The sequence below is a fragment of the Vibrio sp. vnigr-6D03 genome, assembly GCF_002835515.1.
GTDB classification, from domain to species: domain Bacteria; phylum Pseudomonadota; class Gammaproteobacteria; order Enterobacterales; family Vibrionaceae; genus Vibrio; species Vibrio penaeicida.
Window position 1 is genome coordinate 432,333 of the sequence record NZ_PIZL01000001.1, and the last position, 19,529, is coordinate 451,861.

At 44.2% G+C, this 19,529-nt stretch carries 16 protein-coding genes; 8 read left to right on the forward strand and 8 right to left on the reverse strand.

The window, feature by feature from the left end:
- The first annotated feature begins 1 nt into the window (after nucleotide 1).
- Nucleotides 2-547 carry a hypothetical protein gene (locus CW749_RS01880; protein ID WP_101110176.1) on the forward strand — a complete coding sequence of 182 codons (546 nt, stop codon included), beginning with the start codon at nucleotides 2-4 and terminating at the stop codon, nucleotides 545-547.
- Nucleotides 548-994: 447 nt separating this feature from the next.
- On the opposite strand, the gene CW749_RS01885 is transcribed toward CW749_RS01880, so the two are convergent.
- Both CW749_RS01885 and CW749_RS01890 read right to left on the reverse strand, forming a co-directional pair.
- Nucleotides 995-1,537 (reverse strand): outer membrane beta-barrel protein, encoded by a 543-nt coding sequence (locus CW749_RS01885; protein WP_101110177.1) that lies wholly within the window; start codon nucleotides 1,535-1,537, stop codon nucleotides 995-997.
- A gap of 445 nt (nucleotides 1,538-1,982) precedes the next feature.
- A complete protein-coding gene (locus tag CW749_RS01890) occupies nucleotides 1,983-3,194 on the reverse strand; it encodes a hypothetical protein (protein ID WP_101110178.1) in 1,212 nt (403 codons plus the stop codon).
- 577 nt (nucleotides 3,195-3,771) lie between these two features.
- Here CW749_RS01890 and CW749_RS01895 point away from each other — a divergent pair.
- Nucleotides 3,772-4,128: a RidA family protein gene (locus CW749_RS01895; protein ID WP_101110179.1), complete on the forward strand. Its 357-nt coding sequence runs from the start codon at nucleotides 3,772-3,774 to the stop codon at nucleotides 4,126-4,128.
- Between the two features lie 95 nt (nucleotides 4,129-4,223).
- Here the strand turns inward: CW749_RS01895 and CW749_RS01900 are convergent, their stop codons facing one another.
- The 4 genes from CW749_RS01900 to CW749_RS01915 form a co-directional block, all read right to left on the reverse strand.
- Nucleotides 4,224-4,988, reverse strand: coding sequence for a putative DNA-binding domain-containing protein (locus CW749_RS01900; RefSeq protein WP_101110180.1), 765 nt, complete (start codon nucleotides 4,986-4,988; stop codon nucleotides 4,224-4,226).
- A complete protein-coding gene (locus CW749_RS01905) occupies nucleotides 4,985-5,812 on the reverse strand; it encodes a DUF692 domain-containing protein (protein ID WP_101110181.1) in 828 nt (275 codons plus the stop codon). The genes CW749_RS01900 and CW749_RS01905 overlap by 4 nt, the downstream gene beginning before the upstream one ends.
- A 19-nt stretch (nucleotides 5,813-5,831) precedes the next feature.
- On the reverse strand, nucleotides 5,832-6,113 hold the full coding sequence (locus CW749_RS01910; RefSeq protein ID WP_101110182.1) for a hypothetical protein: 282 nt from the start codon (nucleotides 6,111-6,113) through the stop codon (nucleotides 5,832-5,834).
- Nucleotides 6,114-6,481: 368 nt separating this feature from the next.
- Nucleotides 6,482-7,273: a DUF1338 domain-containing protein gene (locus CW749_RS01915; RefSeq protein ID WP_101110183.1), complete on the reverse strand. Its 792-nt coding sequence runs from the start codon at nucleotides 7,271-7,273 to the stop codon at nucleotides 6,482-6,484.
- 197 nt (nucleotides 7,274-7,470) lie between these two features.
- Between CW749_RS01915 and CW749_RS01920 the strand changes: the two genes are divergently transcribed.
- Together CW749_RS01920 and CW749_RS01925 are read left to right on the forward strand one after the other, a co-directional pair.
- On the forward strand, nucleotides 7,471-8,316 hold the full coding sequence (locus tag CW749_RS01920; RefSeq protein ID WP_101110184.1) for a LysR family transcriptional regulator: 846 nt from the start codon (nucleotides 7,471-7,473) through the stop codon (nucleotides 8,314-8,316).
- A 167-nt stretch (nucleotides 8,317-8,483) separates the two neighbouring features.
- The gene (locus CW749_RS01925; protein ID WP_101110185.1) at nucleotides 8,484-8,993 is read left to right on the forward strand and encodes a hypothetical protein; all 510 of its coding nucleotides are present in this window, start codon (nucleotides 8,484-8,486) and stop codon (nucleotides 8,991-8,993) included.
- An 87-nt stretch (nucleotides 8,994-9,080) separates the two neighbouring features.
- On the opposite strand, the gene CW749_RS28360 is transcribed toward CW749_RS01925, so the two are convergent.
- Nucleotides 9,081-11,966: a cellulose-binding domain-containing protein gene (locus tag CW749_RS28360; RefSeq protein ID WP_237322285.1), complete on the reverse strand. Its 2,886-nt coding sequence runs from the start codon at nucleotides 11,964-11,966 to the stop codon at nucleotides 9,081-9,083.
- Nucleotides 11,967-12,695: 729 nt separating this feature from the next.
- On the opposite strand from CW749_RS28360, the gene CW749_RS01940 reads away from it, so the two are divergent.
- The 3 genes from CW749_RS01940 to CW749_RS01950 are packed head-to-tail and all read left to right on the forward strand — an operon-like array spanning nucleotide 12,696 to nucleotide 17,859.
- Nucleotides 12,696-14,792, forward strand: coding sequence for a type VI secretion system tip protein VgrG (locus tag CW749_RS01940; protein WP_101110186.1), 2,097 nt, complete (start codon nucleotides 12,696-12,698; stop codon nucleotides 14,790-14,792).
- Entirely contained in the window at nucleotides 14,771-15,391 is a 621-nt protein-coding gene (locus tag CW749_RS01945) for a DUF4123 domain-containing protein (protein ID WP_101110187.1), read from the forward strand. Before CW749_RS01940 ends, CW749_RS01945 begins: the two co-directional genes overlap by 22 nt.
- Nucleotides 15,391-17,859, forward strand: coding sequence for a LysM domain-containing protein (locus CW749_RS01950; RefSeq protein ID WP_101110188.1), 2,469 nt, complete (start codon nucleotides 15,391-15,393; stop codon nucleotides 17,857-17,859). Before CW749_RS01945 ends, CW749_RS01950 begins: the two co-directional genes overlap by 1 nt.
- On the opposite strand, the gene CW749_RS01955 is transcribed toward CW749_RS01950, so the two are convergent.
- Nucleotides 17,854-18,867 (reverse strand): SUMF1/EgtB/PvdO family nonheme iron enzyme, encoded by a 1,014-nt coding sequence (locus CW749_RS01955; protein WP_101110189.1) that lies wholly within the window; start codon nucleotides 18,865-18,867, stop codon nucleotides 17,854-17,856. The genes CW749_RS01950 and CW749_RS01955 overlap by 6 nt on opposite strands.
- A 339-nt stretch (nucleotides 18,868-19,206) precedes the next feature.
- Here CW749_RS01955 and CW749_RS01960 point away from each other — a divergent pair, with 339 nt between their 5' ends.
- Entirely contained in the window at nucleotides 19,207-19,491 is a 285-nt protein-coding gene (locus tag CW749_RS01960) for a type VI secretion system PAAR protein (RefSeq protein ID WP_101110190.1), read from the forward strand.
- Nucleotides 19,492-19,529: the final 38 nt, after the last annotated feature.

Below are 19,529 nucleotides of genomic sequence, written 5' to 3' on the forward strand. Positions count from 1 at the left end.
AGTGAGTTACAAAATATGGACGCATAACACAAGTAGTGATGCTAACTTCACAGAATCTAGGCTAGAAAACGCAGCTAAACTAATTGATGTAAAAGTGCTATCACGTAAGCCTTTAGGTGCTTTATGGCCTGAGGATGTAATCATCAATGTCATCGATGATAAACCACCGTGCGATACTTTTAAATGTGGACCTCTTCTTATTGTCAACCATGATGTTAGAAAGTCACTAGAACAGTTCTCGGATGATATAGAATATCTTCCTGTGCGGGTGCAATTAAAAAACAAAAGCTATACTGAGTACTACTTCGCTAATATTCTCGCAAGTGAAAACATATTGGACAGAGGCAACTCAATTTACGAAGAATTTGATGATGAAATAGAAAATATATCTTCTCTACGGCTAATTGAAAATAAAACTACTTCTAAAGTATTTTTCTTAGATGTTGATGACTATATTTTGATCATACATGATGAAGTGGCGACAAACATTACCCAAAAAAACCTCAGTGGAGTGAAGTTTTACTCACCAGAAAATTGGAATCCCTAATATTGATGCATATTCATAGATCAACAAAATCTGGAAACCTATAGAAAGGAACTATTGCTGTTGAAAATTCTCTTCCATTAGCTCCCTAGACTAAAATGGCAAACGAAGACGTATATGACTTATTACAATTAGATTCCACATCTAAAGACATTGCATTTGGCAATCTTGAACTACCCATTTTCTTTACCGAACAAAACCCTGAGCCCTATGGCTTTTTACCAGCTTTGATACCAATTTGGTAAGAAGATAATGACGCTGAAAGTGACCGTCACGATCTAAGACGGGCTTACCGGCAGCACTGGTAAAGTGTATATTCGAGCTTTAAGTGACTATACAACTAGTTCATCAGCTATGCAGTTTATAGCTTTAAAGAGATATTTACTGATAATGAAGCTGCCGTACTAATGATACGGCAGCTGTGGGAGCATCAATGCAGGTTGGTAGATTTTAGAATCGGAAATTGAGCCCAGCTAAGATGGTATCGGAGTAATAGCTGCTTTCAAACATGAAGCGACGATAGTCCAAGCTAAGGCTAAAAGTATCCAGCAAGATGAGCTCTGCTCCGCCCCCAAAATATGGGTTTACCCCTTTGTGGTGTTCAACCGTTTCAGCTCCACCTGACTTGGGTTTGAGTGTTCGTTGTAGATCTGAATGGCTGACACCACCCATCGCGTAAAAGTTAAAAAAGTCCATCGGAGCAATGTTAGCTTTCAAGCCAGCGAAGGTAGCGTCATATTCAAACGTTTCTGTGTTGTCGGTAAGTACGCCAGTCACAATAGCGTTAGTCACTCCAGAAGCGGTCGCATAACCTATTTCAGCAGAAAAGTTGGGGTGAAATTGATAGGCATACTCAAACTGGACTGCAACCCCAACATCGCCAGTGTCATCATTATTAATAGCTGCACCTCCAAGTTTAATACCAAGATGGTGGCTAGCTCCGAAGGTGGACGTAGATAAAAGTGCGGCAAGCAAAAAAGTGATGTTTTTCATATCTATTTATTCCTAGCAAGGTGTCTCGTATCTATCTGAAACAATGTACATTCAACCAATGTTAAATTATCAGTTTAGCCAGAAAAACTTGCTTAACATGTGCTTTTGGAAAGCGAAATGAGGTCAGAAAAGCACTCATAAAATACCGCTCAAATACTGTTAACATAATTCAACCAGCTATTCTTTAACGGCAGTGACTCTATAATATTTACTGTTAATTGCGTATAAATTACAAATTACCCATTAGTGGGACACTCGCATTAAGAAAGGAACCATTCGTTCACTTTTTAGCACTTCGAGTTCTTGAGTAATATCGATGGGATTCATGCTTTTAAAGTGGTTTTCTAGGTAATTTTTGGCTAATGCAGCAATCCGCAAAAAGAGACGCCACCCTAAATTTGGGTGGCGAGTAGTTAAAATGCGAACAATGAAATTAATTTAGCTCTTATTGTTCTTTAGGGGAGATGGAAACTGCATACTCATCTTCGATCAAGATAGATTGAATGTCCTGAATACTGCTGAAACCAATATGAGTTGTATGACTTACGATTTCACCATATTCTCCAAATAGTACTAATTGAAGGGTTTCTGTGTGAGTATCAAAAATTAGAAGATCTTGTGCTGAGTTCGCATCGACGTCGACATATTCAGTTGCGTACTTATTGTCATGTAGGTCAATTCCTAATTCTAACAATGATTGATAATGCAGGTTTAGAGGTTGAGACATAGAATCAAAGTTGCCAAACGCTTCTGATCTAAACGATCTTGTATGTGGTCTAGGTACATGCAAAGTCTTATTAGCAGATTTCGTACTGTTCGAACATGTCAATTTGAACGTCTGCCCTCCAAATGGAACGCTGACGTTGTAACCAATAAGACTCGATTTCGGCACCTGAGCAACAATACTGCCCTTCTTAAGCTCGCAACGAGTCACGTTCTTAGTGCCCCAATAAAGCTTCGTATTTCCTTTAGTTACATTTCCGTTTAAGAATGAGGTGATAGTCGGTGTATTGCTTCCTCCACTTCCTCTTTTGAGTACATTGAAAGAATGCGTTTTCGTAGACTTTCCACCCTTACCCGTACACTCCACTTTCATTGTGTAGTTAGTCGGGTTCTGGTTTCTTCTAATAACATAACCTAAATTCTTATTCCTAAAGCTAGTACCAAAGGATTCAGGAGAGCTTGAATATTGGTGATACCATAATTTGCAATTTTGCGCGTGCTTCGTATTTATTTTTAAGTCATAGCTGGAACCTTGATAAATTCCCTGAGGAAAATTGATTGTTATTTCAGGCTTTGGTAATGGTTTCGGTTTAACGACAGAAAAGGTTTTTGAAATTTTGTATCCGTCATCACAATTTAAAGAGACCGTTTTTGTTCCAGATTTATTGAAAGTAAGAGTCTTTTCGAAGCCAGCATATTGAACAAAATTCCACCAATCAGGTCCTTCACTGGGTCTCATATATAATCTAGCTGAGTAACTTCCATGATCTGTAATGTTTACGTTACACGAATTTACTGAATCACCAACAAATTCATGCACTGAGATTTTAGCAGAATTCCCTTGCTCAATCTGTTTTGGTACTAATATGTACGCATTTGCGCTAAAGCTTGCCAAAGACAATAACGTTAGTGATGATAATGTATTGTAAAACATTGGGTTAAGTTTCCTTTATAAAATTAAAAGCCGAAAAGCTAAGTAACCGAAAAGGAAAACAACAAGCAAGGTAATACTTTAAATTTGAGACTATTGTCTTTTTTTTATAGGAAACGACTTCTTATACATACTACATTTAGCAACATTAGTTTGAAAATCAACCTTTAAATTAATATGTTTAATTTCAATTTATTTTCACTTAATTAATATGTATTAAAAATTAGGTTACATAATTATATGACATTTTTCGTACAGAACTTAAGTAAATAACTACGTTACTAATTCAAAATAGCTTTAGTTAATAAAAGTCATAACACAATAATCTAAATATTATTTCCGAAGATATTATCAGCGACTATCAGACTTCGTAAGCTATGTTGCAAAGTTTAGCGCGTTGTTTTATCCACTAGACGTTTTTGAACAAGCAAAACTATAGGGGTTGGCATATAAAAATGATAGAAAGCTAAAGACTCGATTTTGCATCATAACCAAAAATTTCTTTTCAATAGCTTTATCAATACACTGACGGTAAGATTTTGGGTTTGGAACCCATCAAGATAACGTAAAGGGAAGGAACATGAGTGATATAGAAAGACTGCACACGAACCAGCGCATGAGCAAGATAGTCAAGCATAACGATACGATCTATCTGTGCGGTCAAGTGGGTATTGCGGAAGAGAGTGTCGCCGACCAAACACGCGAAGCAATTAGGCGTGTAGAGGCTTTACTTGAAGAAGCGGGCAGCGACAAACATCATGTGTTGCAAACTATCGTCTGGCTGTCTGACATGTCCGATTTCCAAGAAATGAATGCGGTTTGGGATGAGTGGTTTGATGAAGGTGAAGCCCCTGCCCGTGCATGTGGTGAAGCAAAACTGGCTCGCCCAACACTAAAAGTGGAGCTTATTGTGACGGCAGCGGTAAAAAAATCGTAAACCTACGACAATAAAAGCAGCTAAGAGTGAAAACTCATAAGGAATGCAGCTAAAGTCTGGGTCTTACCTTACCCAATTAGAGGGCTTATTGCCCATTAAAATGCCAACACCTCATCAGTTATCCAGCGTTGGAGCATTAGCCCAAACTCATTGGATACATCCACATCTGGGAAGCGGTTTTGTAGCGCTTCCCCTATTTCATTCACTGCATGCTCTTCACTAACCCATTGCAGAGCGAGCGACTCCAACAGAGAAATACTGCGAAAATGAGGCGAATGCGCTTTGCGCCAAATCAATACATCCACCTTTTGAGGTAATGGCATTACGTCAGGAGGCGTTTCATCTCTATCGATTGCATGCCAAATATCAAGTGTATTGCATTCGTGGGCAGTGAGCGTCATTGTTGGTACAGGCGTTAAACAAAAATTGTCGGGGTCTTGGCTCACTAAAATCGGGAGTGTTTCCATTGTTAAAACCGAGCTATCTTCCCCATCAAATGCGCGCCTCAGTATCCAATCTAGTTCTGCCAGTTCAGCAACTTCTTTGTCTTCTGGCAGCTGATTTGCCACAAATTCTGCAAACTGATGGCCATAATAGCCAATGTTGTTGTAAGTTGAGTGGTGGCTTTGCACGTAATCTGAAGCAAGTTGGTTGAACCAATCGTCCCCCAAGTAGATCGCCGTATGCTCAAAGTTTTCTCGAAGCACTTCAATCAATCGAACTCGGTACGCATTGTGATAGATCGCCAAGCGTTCTCTGGAAGGCAAGCGCCCTTCTCTCTCCCTCACCCAATCGGCTTCGGTGCATTCTTTAGTCAAAACTATGTCTTGAAATCGATGTTGCAATTCTTCTAGATTCACGCGGCACCCTCGATTTTTAACACCTTGCTGGCGATCGCTTTCGCCGTTTCCAATTCTTCCAAAAGTTCCGATAAAGGTGGAATGTTATCGTCGCGTTCAATCATGGTTGGGATTGCACCAAAACGATTGAGTGCGTACTCATACAATTCCCAAACACCAGTACAAACTGGATGGTCATGTGTATCGATTAGGTGATCACCATTATCTTGATGACCGGCGAGATGAAATTGACGAATATGCTCCTTTGGTACGCCATCAACGAATTCAAAAGGTGAAAATCCGTGGTTAAACGCGCTAACGTAAATGTTATTGATGTCGAGCAATAGTTGGCACCCAGTCTGATTACAGATTTCGGTTAAAAAAGCCCATTCCGTCATTTCTGAATCATTAAACTCAACATAGCTGGAGACATTTTCAATCACCAGTGGTCTCTGCAAAAAATCTTGCGCATGTCGGATGTTTCGCGACACCACTTCTAAAGCTTCTTGAGTAAAAGGAAGCGGCATGAGATCATGTAATTTACGACCATGTACGCCTCCCCAACATAGATGATCAGACACCCACATTGGCTGAATACGCTGTTCAAGCGCTTTGAGGTTTTTTAGATATTCTTGATCCAAGCCGTTCACCGATCCTAAGGACATGGATACACCATGCATAGTCACTGGATAATCGGCACGGATTCGGTCTAGCATGGCCAATGGCTTGCCGCCATTGACCATATAATTGTCAGAAATCACTTCCAGCCAGTCCACGGGCTGCTTGGTATTCAGAAAATCGTTATAATGCTGAGTACGTAACCCGAGTCCAAAACTTAAAGTCATTTCTCTCTCCCTGCTGACGTTACACGTCTGAAATTACGCCACCTTTGTCCAGGCACTCTTTCGCTTTCATCGCTTTAAAGCCATGACCACCGCAATTGTTTTGCCCCTTACAGGAATGCTCTGCGGTTTTACAGTCCGATTGACCTTTACATGAGTGTACGCCATAACAATGGACTTTATCCCCTGCACCGATTGCAGCACCAGAGCTCCCCACTGGTGAATCTGCTGCGATTGCACTTGTGCTCATGGCAACGGCCAATGCGACTGATGCAAACGTGGCGCTTTTTTGAATTTTATTCATTATATTTACTCCTTGTCTTTGGATTGGTCACCGACATTGCGTGTACATGCATTGGCAGCTTCCACGAGTTCAAGACGCTTGTCTTGCTCCCAAAAATAGACCCACCACCACCTGTGTAGGAAATTTCGCCACGCTTTCACTATTGAGTGGAAATACGGCTTATCTTATTCATTTATAAAGAACAAAAAACTCACAAAAAATTAAATCAATTAACAAAATATTAACTTTTGATAAAAAATGGTAGTCACGACAGCGAGTATTGGGTGTAAAAAGAGGGGAATTAGCGATGTAAACGTTGGAAAGGATATTCGATAGCGATAGGTCAAATGGGGAGCGTCAACTCAACGCTCCCGTGTGAATGAGAAAATCTAGCCGTTGGTGCTTTCAAAGATCTTGTCGGCGGAGGCAGCAACAAACCCAGAGTAGAGCTCACCATTATTCATTGGATAACGCTTGGCAAACTCATAAAATCCACCAGGAATGGTTTCCGTTGTCTCAACAAAGTGCACTGGCACTTTATCTGCCATTGTAGAAGACTGTTCCAGTAAAACCTCTGGCGACCCTTTCACTTCTCCGCCAAACTCGTTGATGGTAAAGCTGGCTTCTCGCAGGTGTTGGTTAACTTGCTTCACCTCTTCAAATTGATCCAACTGATTCACACTCACCGTAAAGTGATTCGCGCCATACCCGTGCGCCGCAAGCCAAGAAGCATATTCGCTCTCTGCTGCTAAGGTCACGTAATCAGCATAATTCAGTTCCCATAGACGACCGCTGCATAAAAAATCAGACGTTTCTAAGATCGAAGTATCCACCTGATCAAGTAATTTACCCACGATTCTTTGCAGTTCAGCCGAGCATTTATGGATTTCCAATTCACTGATGAACACTTTAGGGTATTTTGGATCGGGGTGTTCAAAGTGCTTTGCAATCAACTTTTTCGACTCAAACACATAGTCACCTGCAGGTTGATAGCCCACTGCTAAAAACGGCTTGGCAAGAACATCGATTCCTACTTTACTACCTTCAAATGTTCGTAGCGCAATATGGTCATTGATGAGCACTTCGTCTTCTTGTAGCAAGTCATGAACTTTTTGTGCTGAAGGACAAAGGCGGTTGATGTAGTCCTGCCAAAGCGAGTTAAATAAGCTATCCGGCGACATAACGACTCCTTGTTAAACTTCTGATCCAATTAAGGTAATACGAATTTCCGCCACTCAGCATCACCGAGCGACGTGCTATCGCAAACCTTACTCTGTTCGTGTATCTGCGTGAAATATGTTATTTTTATGTTAACTATAGGCTTTTCCTATACCTTACGTTAAAACGAGTTGTTTCTTGTATATTGGAGTAGGCAGACGTGGAACTCAGAACATTACGCTACTTTTTGAAGGTGTATGAAGTAGGCAGTGTCAGCGGCGCTGCGAAATACTGCTTTGTCTCTCAACCTTCGATCACCTCTGCCATCAAGAATTTGGAATCGGTCCTCAATACCACGCTTTTTGTTCGCCACGCTCGCGGTGTAGCGCCAACGCCAGCAGCCCAACAACTTTATCCAGAAGCCAAGCGGATGATCGACAGCGAAAAAAACATCCTTCAAACCTTTCGCGATCAACCCGTAACAGTACCACTAAGGCTCGGAATTATGCGCTCACTCGGAGCCAAACGGATGAGTTTACTGCTTCAGCACCTTAGCCAAGACATCGAGCACTTAGAACTCACACTGGTTGATGCCGACGAACCTTGTGATGCGCGAGTTTTAGTCGGCTCCTCCCGCGTGAGCGATGACCAATTTGTACCAATATGGGAAGACACCTATCAATTGGCTCTCCCTCACCATTGGGCTGAGGCACAAAAAGGGAGTTTAGATTTTGAAGACTTAGATGGAATGCCATTTATTCACCGAGAACCGTGTATCGCTCTCGATTCGTTGAAAGACAGCCTGTTGCAACGAGGAATTCAGTTTAATGCCCGAGCCAATATCCGAACCATCGATTACGCCTGGCCCCTAGTTCAAGCAGGTGTTGGGGCAGCCTTGCTACCCAATTGGGCTGAAATTACAGGCTCCGAGTGTATCGCACTCAGGTCAATCAAAGGTTTTGACTGTTCGCTCTCTGTTGGTATGGCGGTCAATATAAGTCAGCGTTCAATTCCACTGATGAATCAAGTCATTGCAAGCTGTCGTCGATTTACCGACACCATTTAACATGGCTTAGTTTCGCAAATAGCTGCTTTGTTATGGGTAATTATCTTCACTTGAATACACGCTTCTCAATTTTGATTATTGACCAAGAATTTACATACTCGTAAAAGATAAATTCACCTTCCCCATCATCATTAGACCTTTCCTCCAAACCCTAATGAGATATAAAAATGAAACTCGAAAGACCCGCGATGCTTCTGGTCGCTATCGCTTTTGCTTCTCCCTCTGTTTATGCCAATACCATCGATAATTTGGTTGCCAACTTTGTACAACACGTCGAGCAAAGGGATTGTTCGGTAGATCTCTCCGATTTAGAAACATCACAATCCATTTCGCAAAGCTTAGGCATAAGAGTTCGCCCAACTCTTCACTTAATGAAAGACTATCTAATCACACAGGGCACCATTCAAGCACAAGAAACAGAAGACAAAATTTTGGCAAAAACACCACTGTGTGGCGGCGATAAGGTTGTGCCTAAACCGACAGAAAGTCTAAAAAAAGTGCTGCTTGAATCAGGCAAGTGCTCACTCAATAAAAAAGAGTTCAAAACCTTACTGAAAGCATCAAATATTGGAAGCTGGGAGGGTTCAGGGGCGCTCAACGCGTTAACTAAAACTGGTGATGTGGTTCAAGATAAACAAGCAGATGTCATGAACATAAAATTTGGGCAATGTAGCTAAACTTACTCTTTTTAAATAGAAAGGAGCCCTCAATGAGAGCTCCTTTATTATTCTTTATTAGAAAATCGTTTTAACGATTAAACTAACTTATTGTGGGTTCAAACCAAGCTTCTGAAGCACTAGGTTGAAGTTTGCGCGACGCTCTGCAATTGCGTGAACTTTACCACTTACTGGGCAAGCATCATCTGGGCAACCACGGTTAACAATGCCAGAAACCGCATCAACAAACTTAGTACCTACCATGCCGCCATCAACGTAAGCTTTTAGCTCGTCGTGGTAGTTCCAAGCCGCGTATGGGCCACCAACATCGCTGTAGTTCTGAACAGATGTCATCCAGAAGAACAGACCTGCGATCCATTTGATCTCTGTGTTTTCTTCAGTAGAACAAATCAACTGAGGGTTAGAACACAAGTCAAGATCAGCATAAAGCGGGTTAGCTGGTGCTGCTTCAACTAAAGTACCTTCGATGGTTTGACCAACAGTTTCTGGGTCAACATGGCTACGACCAATGAAGTGGTTCAATGTACCGAAGTTTTGGCGACCTGTCGTTTGGATTACACCACGACCCCACCAGCCACAACCTTCGATAGATTGCTTGCTGCTGCCATCCCACAAGAATGCACCTGCTTTTTGACCTGCGTAGATTTCACACTTCGAACGTTCCCAAACTTGCTTGTTCTCATCGATAGTTTGAGGGCTAGTCATACAGTGTTCGCCATTGATGTCCCAACGACCTGCTGCATTTGCCGCCATCTTGCCTTCTTCTTTCAGAACCGCATCTGGTGCTACGAAGATTGGCGCTGGAGCACCGTACCAAGAAGCGTGAGTATTCGCAGAAAGCTCTAGCTTGTTGTTGCGAGGACACGAGTAAGGATGATCCTGCCCCGTCACTGGGTTGTAACCGTAATCGGCGTATTTCTGATCTAGCTGACCACAAGAAGCACTGTTCGGGTGGTTCGCTGGTGCACCGTACTTGATTTCTGCCCAGTTGTTCTCATCACACGCGTTATAACGGATGGTTTCCTGCATACTTTGAGATAAGAACGCCGCAATCGCTACTTTCGCGTATTTCTTGTTGGTTTCAATGTCGGCATTAGGATCGATAAGCCAGAATTGGTTACCCGCGACACCTACGTTATGCATTGAATTCAGGGCTTTAAGGAAGTCTTTCCACTTGTAGATAGTAGAAGGAGCCCACTTATTGCCTGGAAGCTCATACAAGAAAGCTTCATTATTCATGACAGTTTCAGCGCCTTCCAAATCTGCATTTAGAGCGGCAACACTAGTTAGAGGCGTCGCAACAAGGCTTTCAGAAACATAGTACAGAGGAATTGGGTTCGCTTGGTAAGCTGCTACCTTGCCTTTCAACCAATCTGTATTTGCCGTTGCAGATACCACAGGTGTAGCGCTGTCACTACCCCAAAGAATTGAGAATACGTTGCTGTGCGCTGCACGACGAAGCTGGCTTACACCCCAATCGTGGGATTCTTGTTCAACCAAAGAAGCGACAGAAGACACACCATAAGTTGCACTGTCTAGTGCAATAGAAGCAACATCACTACGCAAGTTTGCAGACGATTTACCCAAAGACTTGTCGCCCATGAAGAAGCTCGCCGCTGTACCCGCTTGTGTCGCTGCGTCGTAATTACCAGATTGTGACGTAGTAGCAAGGTGAGCGCCCGGCAGTTTGTAGAGCATTGCAGGTACATCAATGGAATCCGTCACTTGCTTAATGTAAACAAGGTAGTTATCCCATGCGATCGGACCAAATGCGTGCTCTGCACGGCCTGCAGTAGAAAGACCATTATTGCCGCTTTGTTTAAATACTAAGAAATCGGGTTTAGCGGCTGCATCTGCGTAAGCGCCTGTCCAGTTTACGAATGAAACAACAGATTGTGATGCTGCATTCCAAGTTGAACGCAAGCCAGCGTAATCTTTGTGAACCCAGTTTGTTGTACCAGGGTTAGAAACACTTAGCGACCAACCGTAAGAAACGTCTTTCGCAAATTGCTCCATCACAAAGTTTTGAGAAGCAACCCAACCTTTTACGTTGTCGGCTAGATTAGCGGCTGCCGTATCGATAGCTGATAGGTTGTAAAGGCTAGAAATGCTTTGTGATGTGCCCGCAGCGTCAGTCACAGTGAGAGCAGATACATTAGTAATCGCTTCACGCAGTGCACGTTTAACCTGTACTTCTGTTAACGCTGTGTCTGTTCCGAATGCGGTAGCAAATGTCGTATCTTTGTTTGCTTGCCACGTTGCCAACAGATCTTCATTTAGAACAATTGAACCTGGAGATGCATGCGCAGCGTCTTTAAATACTTGAACCTGTGCTGCGATTTGAATGAGGTTTTGGTAATGGGCAACCAAATTAGCGTAAGTCAGAATGTCGGTGTCGCCCAAACCAGAAGCGGTAGATACTGCTGCGACTGGCACGATGGCTTCACCACCATTTGCCTTTTCAACGTCTCTTGCTTGTTTAAGCGTCGCCAATACATCTGCAGCATTGGTTACAACACTGAACACAGAATCTACATTAGCGCTCGCTAGTGCGCCGTTTAAAGTCGCTGAATTGTTGGTAAATGTACCCATTGCAAGCGTGCTAGGCCAACCTGCAACTTTCAAGTTAACTGGGTCTTTACGGATTAACAGTGAAGCGTTTGAAGTACCTGTTCCCGGACCAGTTCCTGTACCTGGGTCTGTAGTACCATTACAGTCAAAGTCGAATTTCCAAGAACCGTCTGAGCCCGGAATAGAGCTGGAATACCAGTTTGCAGTGTATGCTTTACCTTGGTATTGCATTTTATCGCCAGCATTTGCATGGCTAGGGTTACCTGCCCAGTCTAACTGAGGCCAGTTCGGGTATTCGTTGATGCCAGCACAAGCATCTGCGGCCAGTGCACTGATAGGGCTAACTGCGCCAACGGCTAAAGAAACGGCAAAGATGAGCTTGTTTTTCTTAAATATAGTCATTAAATACTTCGCACCTTAGATGTAGGATGTTTAACGTCGCGAGCTTCTTAATTACCCAGAGTTCCAGACAAGTAACTCGAAGCCGCTTTATTGAATCTTTCTGTATGTTGCTCAGAGAAGTCGCCGCACTCAAATGAGTATTTACTTAACAGCAAGACTTTTCGAGTGACTGCACAGTGGAGATGTATACTTAAGAAAACAGAGTTGCACTTTGCCCAGCGGTGTCATAAATCTCATGATTTTTTATATGATTATCAGATTTGTGATAGATGTTATGAAAGCGACATTAAGTCTTGCAGCCAAGCATTCAGTAAATAGAAAGGGAGAATAAAGAATATTCATCCGGTTTCATTTAAATTTTCACTACATAGCTCGGTCTTCTTTTTCGATTCAAACTTTCGATTTAAGATTCGTAACAGCGAAGAGTAACCAACCCTCCCAAATTTTTAACAGTAAAATGATGGAGAAGATCCCACTGAGATAACGCTATTTGAGCCTATAAATAGTGATACCGATCCAGGCACATTCTCGCTACCTAAGCAATTATTCGCCCACACACAAGCAATTATTCGCTTTCACACCTCTTAGAAAAAACACTAACCAACTGTTTTAAAAGGCTTTATCACTTTGGCACACCCCTTGCTGTGAACCTCTAACGATCTGACCAATAACTGTTGGATTTTGTTATGGATTACTGTTTGGGGCTTAGTCCCTATTTATGAGGACTGAATGGGCACCTTAAACTTCTCATTGGATGTCGAAGGACTGGCTTCGGATACCTTGATTGTGCGCGAGTATCACGGGCAAGAATCCCTGTCGAACTATCAGGGCTGTCATGGCTTTCGCTATCACATTGAACTCGCCAGCCGCTCTATGGACCTCACGCCTGAACAAGTGGTGGACAAAAACGCTTGGCTGTCGGTGATTCAAAATGGGGAAGTCACTCAACGTGTTCACGGTATTGTCCGCGCCTTTTCTAAAGGCGACACCGGGCATCAACACACCTTTTATTCCCTGACGTTAGTCCCTGCCATTGAGCGGTTGTCTTTGCGTCAGAACAGTCGCATCTTTCAAGATTTAACGGTGCCTGAGATTCTGTCTGTGCTGTTTCAGGAAATGGGCATCAACGATTATGCCTTTTCCCTGAAGCGGTCCTGCTTGCCCCGAGAGTTTTGTGTCCAGTATCGGGAAACCGATTTGGACTTTATGCATCGCCTCGCCGCCGAAGAGGGATTGGTCTATCGCTTTGTTCATCAGACGAGTAAACACACGATTGTGTTTTGTGATGACACCCAAGCCTACGACACCTACCCGTTTCCAGTGCCTTATAACGCGCTAGCCGGCGGCACCATGGATACCCCTTACGTTTTCGGGCTCACCGAGCGAGTGCGCTCCGATGTGTCCAGCGTTCAGTTTCAAGAATACAGCTTTAAGAAGCCCACCTACGCATTTAAACAAGAGCGGCTTGGTGAGGAGATGAGCTATCAACGCGATGGCTATGAGCATTACGATGCCCCTGCTCGCTACAAAGACGACGACAGTGGCGCGGCGTTCAGCCAATATCGGTTGGATTACCTTCGCCGTACTGCCCACATTGCCACTGGGCAAAGCAATCACCCAGCCCTGCAAGCGGGCACCAAGTTTACCTTATCTGACCATTTGGATGAGAGTTGCAACCGTACCTGGCTGGTGGTGAATGCAACCCACACTGGCAAGCAGCCTCAAGCCTTGGAAGAGGAAGGCGGCAGTGGGGCCACCACTTACGACAACACGTTTACAGTCATTCCCGCTCAGCGCCAGTGGCGCGCAACGCCAACCCCGAAGCCGCAAGTCGATGGTCCGATGATGGCAACCGTGGTGGGACCGGAAGGGGAAGAAATCTTCTGTGATGAGCATGGGCGTGTGAAAGTTCATTTCCCGTGGGATAGGTATTCCAACAGTGATGAGCTGAGTTCGTGCTGGATTCGTGTCTCTCAGGGTTGGGCGGGCAGCCAATACGGCATGATGGCGATACCGCGTATTGGGCATGAGGTGATTGTGTCGTTCTTAAATGGCGACCCTGACCAGCCGATTATTACTGGGCGCACCTATCACGCCACCAATATTCCGCCTTATACCTTGCCGGACAACAAAACCAAAACCGTCATCCGCAGTGAAACCCATCAAGGCGACGGCTTCAATGAACTGAGCTTTGAAGACCAAGCCGAGAACGAGAAAGTCTACCTGCATGCTCAAAAGGATTTAGAGCGGGATGTGCAAAACGACAGCACCACTCACATTCACAACGATGAACATCACACGGTGGACAACGACCAGTTTACCCATGTGAAAAACAATCAGCACCTCACGGTAGATGGGGAAAGCCGAGTGAAAGTGACCGCTGATAAATCCACCGTAGTCGATGGCTCTTTCCATACCAAATCAGGTTCAAAGACTCTTAACGAAGCCGGAATGGAAACCCATTTCAAAGCCGGCAGCAATATCGTTCTTGAGGCAGGTTCTGAGATCACCGTTAAGGCAGGAGGCAGCTTTGTCAAAATCGACCCAGCAGGCGTGCACCTAGTCGGTCCAGCTATCAACCTCAACGCTGGCGGCAGCGCTGGCAGCGGCAGTGGGTTTGGCGGTGCTACGCCCGAACTTTCGAATCCTATTTCCCAAAAAGAATCGCCTGAAGAGCTGATAGCGCCATCAATAACAGCAAGCATGACAGCAGCAGACGCTAAATTTCAGACTTTTGACTACCAAGCCATCGTTCAAAGTGGGGCTTTGCTCGCTGAACACTGTGACTGTAGTGGAGAAGGCAAGTGCAAAATACACTCAAACTAGACGCCATTAATATTTCTCAAACCACTTATTGCCCAGTGTCTGAAGACCACAGCCTGTATGCCATTGTAGAGCCTTTATTAATACCAGAGATTCTCGCATGGCTTTATGAAGATAGACCAAGCACTATCGAATTTCAGTCACTGTTTAGCGAAGACCTCTATCAAAACCATAAAGGCGAAGGTCCACTTCTTATTAAAGTTACGGATGAAAATGCGCTTCTTTCAAGGCTGGCGTGCCATTTTGAACGCCACCCCAGTGGCACATTTATCGAGTCCAAGCTCTCTTTTTCCGAATTATTGGATTGGTGCTTACACCGCTTAACTTCAAAAAATAGCGGCAATTTGGCTTTGTTCCGATTCTACGAACCTCGAATGCTGTTGCCACTTCTGGCATCGTTCAAACCAGCAGAAAGGCAAACTTTCACACAGGGTACAACCAAAATCACATGGTTCCACCGACGTTGGCTACAGCATGAAACCAAGGCTGCCCCAATGGCTCCAAATGCATTGCAATTTATACACAATTTTAGCCCTGAACATTTAGCAGAAATGCAAGATATTCAACAGAAATGGAAAGAAATGGCGGGAGAGTTTAGCTAATGACCACAAAGACATATACCGTTAAAGCAGGCGATAGCCTGATCAAAATAGCGGTTGAACACGCCGTTAGCTACGCCGAACTTCTCGCCGCCAATCCCCAGTATCAATCCAATCCTAATCACATCTTAGTCGGGGATATTGTGCTTATCCCTATCGAAGAAGAGGAGGATGATTGTGAAGAGGTCTGCCAAGAGCCCGTTGAACCCGTTACCAAAGAAATGCCGACCAATGAGGATGGTTGTGTTGTTGGGGCTTCACCTTGTCAAAAAATGGAGGTGTGTGATGTCATCATGTTTACGGGGGATGCGCCAGAAAAGTACTACGTACTCAACGAGACCATGAGAGACGACATCCTTAAAGAAGTCTCGATTATCGATAAGCTCATGAAGGAATTCCAACAAATTTCAAATGACGCGCCCGAAGGTACCCACACCGATGAGAAAGCCGTTGAGAAACACCGGAATAAACGTAGGGAATGGTTAGACAAAGCGCACAATGGTGGATTAATCAAGGTCGACAAGACTTCGACTAACTCCAAAAAAGAAAAGCAAGATGATACGCAGCGCGAACTCAAAGACAGAATCAAAAAACTGGAGCTTCGTAAGCAACAATTGAATGGCTATGTTCCCTTTTTTAACGATAAAACGGACATCACACTTAAGAAGCAGGTCAGCCGCCGATTGGAATCGGAGATCTTGGGTTTAAAAACACTCTTAGCAAAAGAAGAGAGCAAAGGAAAAACGCACTTACAAGGCATCAATTACGGAAACCTTCCAAGAGGAAAAAACGCTCAGCTAACTCAAACTGTGCGGCACGGTTTCAGGGAAGCGGTGTTGGTCAGCCAGAACCGTCTCATCTATATCCGGGAAGCGTTTGTGGCTGAACGAGTTCACCAATGGCGCACAAACCCTGAACAAAATGCCATGATGGAAGCGATTGAAACGGGCAGTAAAAAAGAAATCGCCAAAGCAATGTTTACCGACATCAAAAACGGAATCGCAGGCGATGCTGATAATGGCGTACTTGGAAAGCTCGAACAAGTTTGGCTATCGCACACCGTTTGCGATTTAAAATGGAAGGAATGGACATTTAACCACGCCCAAAAGGACGATGAAGGTTACGCTCCTTATGCGGTTAGCGGCGAAGCACAGCTGATGAGGCTTACGGCAATGGGCGAAGTCAAGACCGTATTTGAACCTAAAGAGGGCAAAATTGACCTGAATGTCAAAGCCTCGGCTGCCTTTTCACTTATGGAAGGAAAAATCGAAGCCGCAGTATACTTACCTTACGAGCGAGGGTTTCAGCTCTACCTCAATTATACAGATGCGAATGGCAAAAAAGCCGTCTACCCTTTTGGGCACTTCCGCGGAAAGCTTTCTGCCGCCATAAGTTGTTTTATGGGCGCCACCGTCAGCGCCGAGGCGACAGCAACCAACAAACCGCCAGAACAAAGTGCTGGAGCCTCCGTTTTGCTCGCCCCTGACGTATCCGTTGGCACCACCAAAAGCGGCGGTGTCGGGATCTCGGGGAATGCCTTTGCAGGTGCGCAAGCCGGGGGGCAAGTGACAGGCGCGCTCGAATGGAAACACCCTAAAAACGCTCACACCACTGCCTTCGATGCCCTTGCGGAAATCAAAGCCGAGGGAAACGTCGCCTTCGGAGCTGGGGCTGGGTTTGATTTTGGGATTTATCTTATTGATGGACAGTTTACCTTCCAATGCAGCGGTCGTTTGGTGTTTGGTCCCGGCGGTTCGGGCGGGTTTGGTACCACGGTTGACTTTGAAAAGCTATGGGATTTAGCCAAAGTCTGCTGGGAAGCACTGGCAGTGATTGATTATCGCGTATTAAATTGCGTGAACAAAGACGCCTATGACTATTTTGTACAAGCCGCCTATTATCTCTATACCGACCCAACACTGGTGTTGGAAAACGCCATCAATTCGGGACTGGAAAACATAGAGAATTTCTGGGCAACCAGAATGGAGAGCATTAAAACAAAACAACGTTTGGAAGAAGAAGCCAAAGTCGTAGCGACAAGAATATGTGACCCAGTCAAGTTTACCCAAACACGACCTCACTTACTTCCACCAGAAACCATCGGCATTATGCTGGATATATTGGTACGCACCTATGTGTTTAACTTTGAAGAGAAGCAAGAAAAGGCCATTAATATTTTGCTGTCTCAAGCGATCAACAATTCTTGGCGTCGTTTTGAAGAAGCGCTCTCCAGAATGAACACACAAGGGAAAAAGCGAGGGGGCGAGAAAGCACTGTTTAAAAATCTAGACCGTATCAATGCCATTTTAGATGGTAAGCAGCAAGACGAATTTACTCAATGGATAGTAAAACTAGCCGAAAATGATCGCGTCTCGATGGATGCTTACACCACCATGGCGTCCCCTAAAATCTATAAGGGACCTCAAGTTAAGCAGCAAGTCTCGCAACTTCCTCATTTCTTTTATCTATAGTGGTAGTGGGTTTTCGCTGTTCTGTACCGCACAGCGAAAGCCTTGGGCGGTCAGGTACTTATCTTTTGATTCTTTCCCTATGTAACGATTAGTTGTAAATGACCTATCGCCCCGAGCTCCCCTTTTGACCTTCTTTTCACCACTTACTGGCCCCTTAGGGTCTTTCTTGGGGGACTGCCTGTAGTAGTCGGGCGAGAACCAATCATCCACCCACTCTCCTACCCCCCTTTGCAAATCATAAAAACCCAATGGATTGGGGGGCAACTGACCGACCCGATATTCATCTGGGTCTACATTCCACTCTTCGGGAAGCCAATCTCGGTATACTCCGTTTATATAACCGCCACCGTATTTGTACATATTAAGACCATTATTAGTGGCGTAATAAATGTATTCCCCTCGGTTACGAGCGGCGTATTCCCACTGCGCTTCTGTTGGCAAATCTACCGGTATTGTAGTGAGCCCTGCCAACCATAAGCAGTAATCTTTAGCTTGTTGCCAATTTTTAGTTGGGGTCGGGTATTCATCATAAAAATTGAAATCCCCGAGTTCTTCTCGTCGCTTTAATTTAACTACTTGTTGCCCTTGGGCAAGCAAAAACGCATCAAATTCGTAGTAGGTGGTTTCGTATTTAGAGAGGTAATAACTCGACAACTCAACTTCATGCAAGTCAGCAGTTCTATAGGTTTGAGGCAGTATATTGCTGTAACAAGACGCCTCTTCCGTCCATTGAAAGGTGTTGATGTCTTCCACTTCACACGGCATTTTGAAGTCGCCCATCATAAATGTGCCTCCTTCAACGTAAACCATGTTTTCCAGCGCTTTCACTGCGACATCTAACATCTGGGCTTTGAGTGAATCTGAAGCCTCTGGGTGCAGCTTTTTTATATTGGAAGCTATCTCCGCGACTTTTGCTTTAGACACGACGTCGCTTTCTACAGACAAAGCATCGCTGCAAGAAGAGAGAAACAACACACTAGAAGCCAGCAGTAATCCGTTGAAGCGCATAAACAAACCCAGTCAGTCGATAAGTGGCTCTATGATAGTTTTTAACGTTTGGGAATAGAAGCTTATGCGCACTGCAATCCGTATTTTTGAAGCCATGTCTTAATGCTGAGCATCTAAAAAATTAGGAGTGTAAAAGAATTGATTTTCACTACGCATTTAAAAGAAAGCGAATGAATAGCACTGCTTCGAAAGCTCCCCTCGCTTGAAGCAATTTTTGTGAACTTAGTCCAGTAGAAAAATCGCTTTCTAAGCGGATAATTGCCTATCTCACACTCAAACTTGACGGGCATAAATTTCGAGAATATAACCCATACAAAGCATTTCAAAAGCGAGGAAACCATGGGTAACGCAGTAGTTTTAGGAAATATTGGTACCGATCATGACGGTTTCCCTCCCACGCCTGTCTGTGGTGCATCTCCCGATGTAAAAGCTGATGGTATTCCCATTGCGAGAGTCGGTGATCCACTCGTACCCCATTCAAAACCCAAGCATCCACCTCATGGTCGCAGTATTGCTGCGGGCTCTGGCACCGTATTTGTGAACGGCAAACCCGTTGCCCGATCTGGTGATGCGGTGAGCTGTGGTGGATCTTTGGTTGGCGGTGGAACCGTCACTATTGGTTAGCTTTTTTTATGTCTAAGATTGGGAAAATACTTATTTTC

Excerpts from the sequence above, each read along its gene's own strand:
- CW749_RS01885 (WP_101110177.1), bottom strand. The coding sequence starts at position 1,537 with ATGAAAAACATCACTTTTTTGCTTGCCGCACTTTTATCTACGTCCACC.
- CW749_RS01890 (WP_101110178.1), bottom strand. The coding sequence starts at position 3,194 with ATGTTTTACAATACATTATCATCACTAACGTTATTGTCTTTGGCAAGC.
- CW749_RS01895 (WP_101110179.1), top strand. The coding sequence starts at position 3,772 with ATGAGTGATATAGAAAGACTGCACACGAACCAGCGCATGAGCAAGATA.
- CW749_RS01905 (WP_101110181.1), bottom strand. The coding sequence starts at position 5,812 with ATGACTTTAAGTTTTGGACTCGGGTTACGTACTCAGCATTATAACGAT.
- CW749_RS01910 (WP_101110182.1), bottom strand. The coding sequence starts at position 6,113 with ATGAATAAAATTCAAAAAAGCGCCACGTTTGCATCAGTCGCATTGGCC.
- CW749_RS01915 (WP_101110183.1), bottom strand. The coding sequence starts at position 7,273 with ATGTCGCCGGATAGCTTATTTAACTCGCTTTGGCAGGACTACATCAAC.
- CW749_RS01925 (WP_101110185.1), top strand. The coding sequence starts at position 8,484 with ATGAAACTCGAAAGACCCGCGATGCTTCTGGTCGCTATCGCTTTTGCT.
- CW749_RS28360 (WP_237322285.1), bottom strand. The coding sequence starts at position 11,966 with ATGACTATATTTAAGAAAAACAAGCTCATCTTTGCCGTTTCTTTAGCC.
- CW749_RS01940 (WP_101110186.1), top strand. The coding sequence starts at position 12,696 with ATGGGCACCTTAAACTTCTCATTGGATGTCGAAGGACTGGCTTCGGAT.
- CW749_RS01950 (WP_101110188.1), top strand. The coding sequence starts at position 15,391 with ATGACCACAAAGACATATACCGTTAAAGCAGGCGATAGCCTGATCAAA.
- CW749_RS01955 (WP_101110189.1), bottom strand. The coding sequence starts at position 18,867 with ATGCGCTTCAACGGATTACTGCTGGCTTCTAGTGTGTTGTTTCTCTCT.
- CW749_RS01960 (WP_101110190.1), top strand. The coding sequence starts at position 19,207 with ATGGGTAACGCAGTAGTTTTAGGAAATATTGGTACCGATCATGACGGT.